Annotated in this window: 9 protein-coding genes and 4 pseudogenes; 6 read left to right on the top strand and 7 right to left on the bottom strand. The window is 68.8% G+C overall.

Annotation, left to right across the window (positions count from 1 at the left end; all coding sequences use genetic code 11):
- Nucleotides 1-1,000 (bottom strand): annotated as a pseudogene (locus tag GT045_RS29460) (hypothetical protein); the annotation flags it as partial.
- Nucleotides 1,001-1,011: 11 nt separating this feature from the next.
- Nucleotides 1,012-2,742, bottom strand: a complete 1,731-nt coding sequence (locus GT045_RS29455) for a stealth family protein (RefSeq protein ID WP_345942791.1) — start codon at nucleotides 2,740-2,742, stop codon at nucleotides 1,012-1,014.
- A 196-nt stretch (nucleotides 2,743-2,938) separates the two neighbouring features.
- On the opposite strand from GT045_RS29455, the gene GT045_RS29450 reads away from it, so the two are divergent.
- Nucleotides 2,939-3,700, top strand: a complete 762-nt coding sequence (locus tag GT045_RS29450) for a phosphoglyceromutase (RefSeq protein WP_161288285.1) — start codon at nucleotides 2,939-2,941, stop codon at nucleotides 3,698-3,700.
- Between the two features lie 80 nt (nucleotides 3,701-3,780).
- Here the strand turns inward: GT045_RS29450 and GT045_RS29445 are convergent.
- From GT045_RS29445 to GT045_RS29430, 4 genes and pseudogenes are all read right to left on the bottom strand, one after another.
- Nucleotides 3,781-4,491 (bottom strand): annotated as a pseudogene (locus GT045_RS29445) (site-specific integrase); the annotation flags it as partial.
- Nucleotides 4,487-4,777, bottom strand: a pseudogene (locus tag GT045_RS29440) (DUF2637 domain-containing protein); the annotation flags it as partial. The pseudogenes GT045_RS29440 and GT045_RS29445, both read right to left, overlap by 5 nt.
- 33 nt (nucleotides 4,778-4,810) lie before the next feature.
- A pseudogene (locus GT045_RS29435) lies at nucleotides 4,811-6,186 on the bottom strand (FtsK/SpoIIIE domain-containing protein).
- A complete protein-coding gene (locus GT045_RS29430; RefSeq protein WP_020940619.1) occupies nucleotides 6,186-6,542 on the bottom strand; it encodes a hypothetical protein in 357 nt (118 codons plus the stop codon). Before GT045_RS29430 ends, GT045_RS29435 begins: the two are co-directional and overlap by 1 nt.
- Before the next feature lie 178 nt (nucleotides 6,543-6,720).
- On the opposite strand from GT045_RS29430, the gene GT045_RS29425 reads away from it, so the two are divergent.
- Nucleotides 6,721-7,086, top strand: coding sequence for a hypothetical protein (locus GT045_RS29425; RefSeq protein WP_237538958.1), 366 nt, complete (start codon nucleotides 6,721-6,723; stop codon nucleotides 7,084-7,086).
- Between the two features lie 22 nt (nucleotides 7,087-7,108).
- Here GT045_RS29425 and GT045_RS29420 read toward each other — a convergent pair whose 3' ends face one another.
- Entirely contained in the window at nucleotides 7,109-7,897 is a 789-nt protein-coding gene (locus tag GT045_RS29420; RefSeq protein ID WP_161336029.1) for a GntR family transcriptional regulator, read from the bottom strand.
- A 109-nt stretch (nucleotides 7,898-8,006) separates the two neighbouring features.
- Here GT045_RS29420 and GT045_RS29415 point away from each other — a divergent pair, with 109 nt between their 5' ends.
- The 4 genes from GT045_RS29415 to GT045_RS29400 all read left to right on the top strand — a co-directional run bounded on the left by GT045_RS29415 (nucleotide 8,007) and on the right by GT045_RS29400 (nucleotide 10,668).
- Entirely contained in the window at nucleotides 8,007-8,414 is a 408-nt protein-coding gene (locus tag GT045_RS29415) for an NUDIX domain-containing protein (RefSeq protein WP_161336033.1), read from the top strand.
- A gap of 46 nt (nucleotides 8,415-8,460) precedes the next feature.
- Nucleotides 8,461-8,889, top strand: a complete 429-nt coding sequence (locus tag GT045_RS29410; protein WP_161336028.1) for an ATP-binding protein — start codon at nucleotides 8,461-8,463, stop codon at nucleotides 8,887-8,889.
- Nucleotides 8,889-9,266 carry a hypothetical protein gene (locus GT045_RS29405; protein ID WP_161336032.1) on the top strand — a complete coding sequence of 126 codons (378 nt, stop codon included), beginning with the start codon at nucleotides 8,889-8,891 and terminating at the stop codon, nucleotides 9,264-9,266. Before GT045_RS29410 ends, GT045_RS29405 begins: the two co-directional genes overlap by 1 nt.
- Nucleotides 9,267-9,846: 580 nt before the next feature.
- The gene (locus GT045_RS29400) at nucleotides 9,847-10,668 is read left to right on the top strand and encodes a hypothetical protein (protein WP_161336027.1); all 822 of its coding nucleotides are present in this window, start codon (nucleotides 9,847-9,849) and stop codon (nucleotides 10,666-10,668) included.
- The last annotated feature ends 134 nt before the right edge of the window (nucleotides 10,669-10,802 follow it).

Genomic DNA, 10,802 nt, shown 5'->3' with positions numbered 1-10,802 from the left:
GCTGTTCCGGCTGGACGGAGGCGGTCTGCCGCTGTTCCGGCTGGACGGAGGCGGTCTGCCGCTGCTCCGGCAAGATGTCCGGCCGCTGCCCGGTCACGGCCTTCTCCGCGCCCCGCCCGGTAACGGCCTTCTCCGCGCCCTGCCCGGTAACGGCCTTCTCCGCGCCCTGCCCGGTAACGGCCTTCTCCGCGCCCTGCCCGGTCACGGCCATGCCCGGCCCCTGCCCGGTCACGGCCGCCGACTGGCGTCCGGCCCCCGCGGCCGGCTGCTCCGTCAGCGCGGCCGGCTGCCAGGCCGTCGCCGGGAGAACCTCGGAGACGGCGTTGCGGCGCGGAGCGACCAGCGCCGGACCGAAGTCGTCCTGCAGCCTGGTGCCGGGCACGGTGAGGTACCCGGGCTCCGCGCCCAGGTCCCGGCCGTACCGCCAGAACTCGATGTCGCAGCCCGTCTCCAGGCCGCCGAGCACCTGCCCGACGGGCCCCAGCCGCACCACACCGGTCCGCAGGACCGGCGCCCCGCGCAGCGCCCGCGGCAGCCTCCCGTCGGCCCACAGCACCGCCCGCGTCACGGAACCGTCCGCGCCCACCGCACCGACGAACCCGGCACCGCGGGCGAACTCCTGCCGGGCCCGGGCGAGGACCGCGCCACGGTACGACTCCTCCACCCCGACCACCGGCCGCGGCACCCCGGACCCCTGCTCGGCAGGGACCAGGAAGTACGGGACGCCGGCCGCCTCCAGCACGGCGCACATCTGCTCCAGGTCGGCGGCGGCGGCGTCCGCGGCGGTGTAACCGGTGACCGTACGGCCGTACAGCCGCACCGGGCCGCGGCCGACGCGGCGCAGCCCCGGGACGGTGGCGCGCAGCCGACGGCGGGCCGGGCCCACGCGCAGCGCCCAGAGCCGGGCCGACAGCCACAGCCGCAGGCCGACCAGGAGGCTCCTGGCGGCCCGCAGACCGGGCGGCGCCCCCGGGAGCCTGCGCCGGATGTCGATGGCCATGCCCGGCCCCGTCAGCTCTGCGTCTCGGCGGAACCGGCGGAACCGGTACCCGGCTCCTGCTTCTCGAAGGGGCTCGGGAAGGGGAAGTAGTTCTCGAGGAACTCGTGCATCCGGACGCTGACCTGCTCCCGCTCCTCCGGCGGCACGTCGACGTCGTTCAGGCAGAAGAAGTCGAAGCGCCGGTTGCGGCGCAGGTCCGCCAGGCGGCGGTCGGCGTCCGGCCGGCTGATGTTCACGTAGCGGAAGCTGAACTTGCCGGGCACGCCGCGGCCGGTCATCAGCGCGTACTGGTACAGCAGCGGCGCCGTCATGGCGATGTCCTGCGGCGAACGGAACCGGGACGCGGTGGTGCGGCTGACGTCCTCCGGGAACAGCTCCTCCAGCGCCTGGAGCGCCCCGCGCTGCTGCGGCAGCGGGGTGTGCATGAAGTTGTTCGTCGTCATCCGGCCGAACTTCTCCAGCAGCAGCCGCCGGACGTTCTTGCTGGCGGAGTTGGTCGCGGTCTCCTCGGAGTGCGGCTTGCCGATGCCGATCTTGAGCGGGGAGACCGGGACCTTCATCAGACCGCTGCCGAAGAAGAAGTGCTCCGGGGTGACGCGGCGGCCGACGAACACGTCGTCGTTGAAGTACAGGTAGTGCTCGGACAGGCCCGGGATGTGGTGCAGCCGGGTCTCGATCGCGTGCGAGTTGAAGACGGGCAGCACGTCCGCCGGGAAGATGTCACGGTGGTCGACGACCGTGATCCCCGGGGCGCTGTCGTCCAGCCAGTGCGGCTTCTGGCCGTCGGTCACGATGTAGATGTGCCGGACGAAGTCGGCGTACATCGCGAGCGAGCGCAGCGAGTACTTCAGCTCGTCGTGGCTGGTGTACCGGGAGGCGTTGGTCTCCTTGTCCAGGATCTCGGCGATGCCGCCCTCCTGGTAGCGGGCCCGCTTGGCCCGCATCGCCGGCTCCTCGCCGTCGACCCACGTGTAGACGATGTCCACGGGGAAGGTGACCTGGTTCACGGTCGGCAGGGTCAGCGGCACGAAGCTCGGCACCTCGCGGTCGCCGACGCGCACGGTGGCGGGCTTCTGCTCGCTGGCCGGCAGCACGTCCGTCACGCCGTTGTTGCGGGGCGTGATGAGCGACTCGGCGAAGACGTCCTCCGAGGCCTGCGGCTGCACCTTGGCCAGCCGGCGGGGTCCCTCGGGGGTGGCGAGCAGCTGCGCGCCGTCCTCCCAGAACTCGATGTCGCAGGCCAGCTCGGGACCGGCGAGCAGCTGGCCGGCGGGGCCGAGGAGGTTCTCGCCGACGCGCAGCACGGGGGCCGTGCGCAGCTGGGCGGGCAGTACGCCGTCCAGGAACAGCGCCGGGTGCTTGAGCTGGCCGCCGGGCAGGGGGCGGCCGATGAACACGGCCGTACCCGCGTTCCGGGCCTCCAGGGCGGCGAGGAAACGCTCACGGTCGACGACGTTCACGCCGACCGTGTAGCGGGTCCGCGACGGCGGGACGAGGAAGTAGGAGATGCCCTCCTGCTCCAGCGCGGAGACCACGAGGTCCAGGTTGGACGCGGCCGCCTCGACCGCGGTGAACCGGTCCACGACACGGCCGTAGAACTGCTGGCCGCGCACCGCCACCGGGCGCAGTACCGGGTCCGTGACCGCCGCCCTGCGGCGCCGCCGCATCGTACGCAGCTGCCACACCCGCTCGGCGGCCTTCCGCTCGACTCGCGGTCGTATCCGCCGCGCAAAGGAACGCACGGTCACGTTCTGTGCCCCTCTTCCTGCTGCCTGAACCCTCTGGCGATTACCAGACAGATGCATGTTCTGAAAGGTTGTACACGAGTTAACCCGATTTTTGTTAGGGCCCGTGCAGCCAACAGGGCTTATGCGGCCCGGTGTGTCAGGGCCCACACGCGTGGGGCGGCTCTCAGGCCCCTTAGGTAGGCTCAAGGCCATGGCCGACGCACCGTACAAGCTGATCCTCCTCCGCCACGGCGAGAGCGAGTGGAACGCGAAGAACCTGTTCACCGGCTGGGTGGACGTGAACCTGAACGAGAAGGGCGAGAAGGAGGCAGTCCGCGGCGGCGAGCTCCTGAAGGACGCCGACCTCCTGCCCGACGTCGTGCACACGTCCCTCCAGAAGCGCGCGATCCGCACGGCCCAGCTGGCCCTGGAAGCCGCTGACCGCCACTGGATCCCGGTCCACCGCTCCTGGCGCCTGAACGAGCGGCACTACGGCGCCCTCCAGGGCAAGGACAAGGCGGCGACGCTCGCCGAGTTCGGCGAGGAGCAGTTCATGCTCTGGCGCCGCTCGTACGACACCCCGCCCCCGCCGCTCCCGGCCGACTCCGAGTTCTCCCAGGCCCACGACGCGCGCTACGCGACGATCCCGCCGGAGCTGCGCCCGGACACCGAGTGCCTCAAGGACGTCGTCGTCCGCATGCTCCCGTACTGGTACGACGGCATCGTCCCCGACCTGCTGGCCGGCCGCACGGTCCTGGTCGCCGCCCACGGCAACAGCCTGCGCGCCCTGGTCAAGCACCTGGACGGCATCTCCGACGCCGACATCGCGGGCCTGAACATCCCGACGGGCATCCCGCTGTACTACGAGCTGGACGCCGACTTCAAGCCGGTCACCCCCGGCGGCAAGTACCTCGACCCCGAGGCGGCGGCAGCCGCGATCGAGGCGGTCAAGAACCAGGGCAAGAAGAAGTAAGCCCGCACGAACAAGCCCCCTACCTGCGGGTTCTCCACGAGTAGGGGGCTTGTCGCTGCCTCTGGGCCGTCTCTGGGCCGTCAGGTGCTGGAGGGGACCGACCGGGCCGTGTCGAAGACGGCGGCGACCGCCTTGCGGGTGCGCTCCTGGCTGGACGGCATGAGGTGTGCGTACACGCGGAGGGTCAGGCCGGGGTCCGAGTGGCCGAGGTACTCGGCGAGGGCCTTGATGTTCTCTCCCGCGTCCAGGAGCACCGAGGCGTAGAAGTGCCGCAGGGCGTGCATGCCGTTCTCGCGTGACTCGGCGTACGACCCGCCCGGCTTCCGCTCGGGGATCACGCCGGCCGAGGCGAGGGCCCGCTTCCACACCTCCTCGTTGAGCGACGTACGCCAGACGTGCCCGCCGCGCGGCCCGGTGAAGATCAGCCGCTTGGTCACCGGAGGCCCGTCCGCCACCTTCCACGGCAAGGTGATTTCGACCGGCGGGAATCGCTTCATGTGGGCGCGGAGAGCGTCGGCGACTGGACCGGGGAGCGGTACGTCCCGGAGCTTGCCGCCCTTCGGCGGGGCGAAGACCGGCTTGCTGCGGCTCAGCTTGAGCTGCTGGACCACGTGGAGGGTGTCCGACTCGAAGTCGATCGCGTCGACGGCCACGCCCAGGATCTCGCCTTGCCGAAGGCCGCAGCCGCCGCCCAGGTCGACCATGGCTTGGTAGCGCTCGGGCATGCCGGCCCGGACGGCGAAGACCCGTTCCGGCGTCCAAGGCGCGACGCGCTTGTTGTCGACGGTAGGCCGGGACGTTGCCGAGGTCCAGGAGGCCGGCGGTGGCGACGTTGGCACCGAGGGAGGCGGCGAGTGCGACGACGAACCAGCACCAGGCCGCCGTTTTGGTCGTACCGGAGCGCAGTCGGCGCCAGGCGGCGACGAGCAGCAGGTCGACGGAGACGGGGTAAGCCCAGGCCTTCCAGCCGTCCTGTCCGGCCGCTACGGCGACATCGTGCAGGTGGGCGAAGGACAGCGCGGCGGCGATGAGCGCCTGGACGAGCACCGCGTCGACGCGGGCCAAGCGGGCGCGCATGATGCGGCTCCTTCCGGAGTCGAGCGGAGGGAATCAGTCGGTGACCGGGCGGGGCAGGAAGACCGGGGCAGCGGTCTCGACCGGGCGCACGGGTACGTCGGGCCGGAACGGCTTCAGCGCGGGCAGGTCGGGCACCAGGTGGGCCGACTCGCGGCAGGTCTCGGCAGCGTCCCCGAGAGAGAGGTACGGCGTACGGATGCGGGACCAGCCGCCGGAGGTGTCGCCCGCTACGGCCAGGCCGGGCCGTTCGGGAGCGATGGAACAGGCGGCGTGGGCAGCTTCCGGTGCGATGTCGCCGAGGGCCATCTTTGCGGAGGCCTCGTCATTGACGCGATGGCAGACGCGGCCGGTGAGCTGGGCGCGGAGCATGGTGGCGCCCTTGCCGAGTTCGGCGCCGAAGCGCTGCCCGCAGACCTCCAGGTAGATGCCGGCGGCGCGGCCGAGCTGGGCGAGCCGGATGAGCTGGGTGACCATCTCGTCGCGGCGTTCTTCGTCCTTCTTGGTGGCGACGAGGAAGAGTTCAGCGACCTCGTCCACGAACAGGACGATGGGCACGGGGCGTTCGTGGTCGGGCAGGCCCCAGATGTCGGAGGTGATCTCCTCGTCCGGAGTGCCAGGGGCGATGCCCTGTCGGGCCTTGATCAGGTCGTACCGGTCCTCCATCTCGTTGACCAGCACGGGCAGCAGCTCGGCCGCCTGCTCCGGGTCGGTGGCCAGTGCGGAGAGCCGGGTGCGAAAGGGGCCAGTTCGACGCCCCGCTTGCAGTCGATGCCGACTAGGGCGACGGGCTGAAGGGCGAGTCCGGTGATCAGGTGCCGCAGGTACATGGACTTGCCGGACAGGGTCGCGCCGAGGGTGAGTTGGTGGGGGATGGTGCGGTAGTCGCGGATGAAGGGTGTGGCGTCCTCTCGCAGGGCGACCGGTACTTTGAGGGGGCCGTGCGCGGTCTTACGGGGCATGCGCACCCGCCGTAAGACGTCGTAGCCGACGAGCCGCAGGTCGACGACCCCAGGCTTCACGGTGGTGACGTAGACGGCGTGGACACCCCAGGCGTGCCGCAGCCGCTCGGCGGACGCCGCGAAGTCGGCGGGTTCCTGGCCCGGTGCCAGGCGGAGACGGATGCGCAGTCCGGTTGTGGTGGGCCGGATGATGCCTCGGCGCGGCGGTACGGGCCGCACTTCGCGCTGGGTCGTGGCCTTGACGGCGAGGACCCGCAGCCGGGAGGGCGCCACGGTCAGGCCGCATGCCTCCATGACCGAGCCGTACGAGCTGAGCAGCCGGACCGTGGACACCGGGAGGCCGACCGTGGACCAGTACGCCGCCGGGTGCTTGGCCCGGGCGTAGGCGGCCCCGCCGCCGAGTGCGGCGACAGGACCACCCACTTCGAGGAGCGTCGTCAGGTCGGACATCAGGCGGCGGCCCCGGAGACGGCCGGGAAGGCGGCCGGGGTCACGGCGGCGGCCCGGTAGGCGATGCCGTGGCGCTGCTGGCCGTTGAAGACGGACTCCCACGGCCGGGCGATGAGCCCGGGCAGCGACACCGGCGAGCCGAGGATCAGGCCCTCGGAGACGCCGCCCTCGGGAACGGTGACCTTGATGAGCGAGGACTCACCGTCCTCGATGTACACGACGCCGATGGTCATCAGCGCCTCGCCGCTGGTCGCGTCCTTGGCGATCTCGCCGGTCTGCCGGTCACGGACCTTCGGCTCGGGAGCCTCCGTGAGGAGGATCGTCGCGGCGGAGGTCTCAACGCGGATGGTACGCAAAGTAGTGCCCCTATCTACTCGTCTATACAAGAAGCGATCCGCGAGCCCGATCTCCGGGATCACGCGGATCACCTTGCCACACAACTTGCCCACTCGTCTATACGAGTAAGCGTGTCGGTGTGTACGAGTTCGGAGAAGCGTCCAGCTCACTGTCAGGCCTACCCGACAGAATCCGTCCATGCTGATAGCGACCAACGGCCGTGGCTACGCGGTGAAACGCCCCTCGAAGCCAGCAGTAGGGACCATGCTCGCGAACCTGCGACGCGGCAACGAGTACTTGATCATTGAGCGCCAGGACGAGGAACGTGACGGTGACTGGTACATCCAGGTCTGGTTCCGCGACAACAACACCTACCAGCTGGAATACCGCGACGGCGTCCCTGCGGAGCACTACCAGACCCAAACGGTGTCGCAGGAGAAGGTCCTGCAGGCCCTCCTTGGCTGGATGCTCGACAAGCCCAACTGGCGGGAGGGCTTCATGTGGAACAACATCGGCGAGATGTTCGCGCTGGCCCCCGGCAGCGAGAACGAGCTGACTGCCTAGAGCTGTGCCGCCGCCCACCTGATCACGTCGCAGGAAGCTGGTATGAGAGGACGTACGCGTCCGCCGCCATGACCGTGTCACAGACCTCCACGGCACGTCCCTCGGTGTCGAAGGCGGTCCGGATCAGGTGGATGACGGGCACGCCGGCCGCCAGGCGTAGGAGCTTGACCTCTGCGGGCGAGGGCATACGGGCGCGGATCTCTTCCTCGAAGTGGTCGAGGTGGTGCCCCAGCTCTTCGAGGCGGGCGTAGATGCCGCCGGGACCCGGGTTGGGCTCGGCGATAGGAGTGCCGCGGGCGATGTCGAGCGGAAGGTACGAGGTCGCGAACTCGACCGGCCGCCCGTCGAGGAGATAGCGGCGCCGACGCGCGAGGACGCGCCGCACCGACCCGAGCCGGGTGGAGATGTCCTGACTGGCCTTCTCCACCTTGACCTCGAGGCTGTCGACCGTCGGATGACTGCCTGCGGCGTCGGCCTCCACGATGAAGGCGGACTTGCCCTGCTCGCGGTGGCGCCGGGCGAACCGGTCGGAGGCGAGCCGGCGCACCGGAGGGCGCGGCCGGACGAAGACACCCTTGCCGTGCTCGGCGTGCACCAGGCCCTCGCCCGTGAGGACGGAGAAGGAGTTCCGCACGGTCATCCGGGAGACTCCGTAGTGCTCGACCAGCTCGGCTTCAGAGGGCAGCTTCTCGCCCTCGCGGAATCGCCCACGGTCGATGGCCTCGCGGAGCTGGTCGGCGATCTGCCGGAAGACCGCACGATCGCTCGTGGGGTCGAGATCACCGAGGAGGCCTGAAGGAAGAGGGCTCACGTGAGTACTCCTTTAGGTATCTAGACGAGTGGGCGAGTTCTGTTGCTACGGTGGAGAGCCTAGCCAGCCGAGAGGGCCGAGGAACGTGAGCACTGAACGCCCGCACTCCGTGAGCGTCGCCGGGGTCGTCGTGGACGACCAGGGCCGGGCCCTCCTGATCCAGCGCCGGGACAACGGTCACTGGGAGCCGCCGGGCGGCGTCCTCGAACGCGAGGAGACCATCCCGGAAGCCCTTCAGCGCGAAGTCCTCGAAGAGACCGGCATCAAGATCGCGCTTCCCGCGACTCTGACCGGCGTCTACAAGAACATGACGGGCTTGATCGTCTCGCTGGTCTTCCGCTGTGAAGCCGCCGACGGTGTGCCCACCACCGGTGACGAGACCCGTGCGCTGCGCTGGGCCATCCGCGAAGAGGTCACCGAGCTTGCCGACGAGGCGTACGCGATCCGCGTCCTGGACGCACTCGACGCGACGACCCCGCCGGCCATCCGCGCCCACGACGGCGTGAAACTCGTCTAGCCCGAACCCGCTGCACATGGCGGCCTACCAGCGTAAAGGAACTTGTATGCACGAGTATACGAGTACAGCTCGGGTCTGGGGGCTGAGTTGCCCAGGATTCCCCGAAGAGGTGAGCCGGGCCCGCCGATGGACCCGTGACATCCTGCGCGGCTCCCCCTTAGCCGACGACGCCGAACTGATCGTGAGCGAGCTGAGCGCGAACGCGGTCCTTCACACGGCGAGCGGTCGGGAGCACGGCACCTTCCACCTGGCCGTCGCGGTCTCCGCTCAGGTGGTGGCGGTCTCGGTCACGGACGACGGCGGCACGGGGACGGCCCCGAAGGTCGAGCACCAGGACCAGGACGCCGAGCACGGCCGGGGCCTGGGCATGGTGAGCGTCATCGCTCACCGGGTCGTCGTCCACGACAGCGACCAGGGCCACACGGTCACCGCGGAGCTGTACGCGGATGCCCGGCGGGGAGGCTTGCCGTGCTGATGACGCCACCGCAGCGGGGCTACTGGTGCGAGTGCTGGACCGAAGACCTGACGGAGGAGTGGCCGCCGGCGCTGCTGGCATCCTTCGACGCCTACTCCGCGCCGCAGGCGGACCGTTGGGTAGCGGTCGTACTCCGCACGCTCTCACCGGCACTGGACGCGGATGCCTCCGATGAGGCCTGGGAGTGGCTGTACGAGGGCCGCATCGAGACGCGACGAGCCCTGCTACGTGCGGAGCCGTGCACAGTGTCTGTCACCCACGCCAGGACCCGGATCACGTGGACGATCCGACCGGTGCTCTTCCTGCCGCTGGCTCACCGCCAGGGCGCCGAACTCCCGCAGTGCGCGTACGTCTTCAAGCCCCACGGGACCTACTGAGTTACAACTTTCTCTACTGGTTCAAGGCCCGCGCACGGCGCGGGCGCGCGCCGCCTCTGCGGCGCGGCCTGCCTCCTGTCTCCGCCCCGGCTGGCCGCGCCCGGCGGCGCGCTACGTGCAGGGAGCAGATGCAAGGAAGTCACCCGCAGGTCAAGGACATGCCTCCGGCGGGGGCGCTCTGGCTCCAGGATGGCAGGGGCGCCGTTCGCGAGTGCCGGCCCGTAGATGGTGGGGTGGGGATGCTCCCATCCCGTCTGCCATCGATCCAGGCAAAGCCGAGCGGACGCGGCCCCTGGCGTCCAGGTCGTTCGTACAGTCGCGCGTTCCACCTGGACGCCAGGAACCACGCCCGCTCCACGATGTGTGGGTCGACGGCAGACGGGATGGGAGCTGGGGTGAGTAGTGGTTGATGGAAGCGGCCGCGTGCTTGCGTCACTCTGCCCGCCTCTCCGCCGGGGGTGAGAAAAAGCGGGGCGTGTTTGCGTCTTTGGTCCTACACTCCTGGAGAGTTGGATCGTCGGATCGGAAAGCCATGGCTACTATTGATCTCAGGTCTTCTCGGGCGAAACTTAATCGCGCGGTGAAGCTGACCGAAGAGTTGAATACTCTGATTGAAGGTTTTCGGGAGAGTCCAAGTAGTCGGGCCCCGTTGCGTGCCGAGCTGGATTTGGGAAGCGGATATCACATCGTCCGGATTGAATCAATTCCCGACTATGAGCCCATCCTCGAGGAGGTTAGCCTCGGTGTGGGTGACGTAGTTAACAACCTTCGGTGTAGCCTGGATCACTTGGCGTGGCAGTACGCCTGTGCGCATGCTCAGGGCATCCCCGCTAAACCCAAAGATGTTTATTTCGTCTTGTGTAACGCGGTAACGGGTCAGCAGCACAAGACGCCCGGCATATTTGCAACTGCGGCATGGGGTCGAATGCACGAGTATCAGCCTTGCCGTGGAATAAATGGGCGTCCAGATGGGTGGACCGGACCGTACATCCATCAATTGGATCTTCTGACTGAGCTCTCAAACTCCGATAAGCATCGGATGCTGGTGCACGTTGAACTTCAGCCGAACCAGTTCGAGACGATACCGACTCGTATTGGCCTGCCTCCATGGGTGCGACGAAATGAGTCCGGTGATTTCGATTTCCTGCCTGATCGAGTTGGTGATCCAGACCCTGGAGCCGAACGTCTCGATTTCTCGCACTCGTCGCACAGGATGGAGTCCGGTGAGGAGGTAGTGAGGATCCTTGCTCCGCTTTGGGGCCAGCAGGCAGAGATTGAAAACATCGGAAGCGCCGTTCCATACTTCGCCCTTCCAGAAGGGCGGCCTGTCGTGCCCACTCTCCAGAGAATCTCTGAATTCGTTGAGATGCTTACTGACGATCTCCAGAGGAACTGCCCCTAATCTCTGGTGCGAAGTCCTCGGCGGCCTGCCTGCCCGCAGTCGTATCGAGAGGCGGTGGTGCCGAAGTTGGCCAGTGCCCCTGTGGAGCTGGTCCCCCGGGGGCACTGGCGCTTCACAATTCTTGAGCTCCGCCA

The sequence above is a fragment of the Streptomyces sp. SID486 genome (genome assembly GCF_009865385.1).
Lineage (GTDB): Bacteria > Actinomycetota > Actinomycetes > Streptomycetales > Streptomycetaceae > Streptomyces.
The sequence above is the reverse complement of the archived record's forward strand: the minus strand, read 5'-3'. Positions and strand labels throughout refer to the sequence as shown.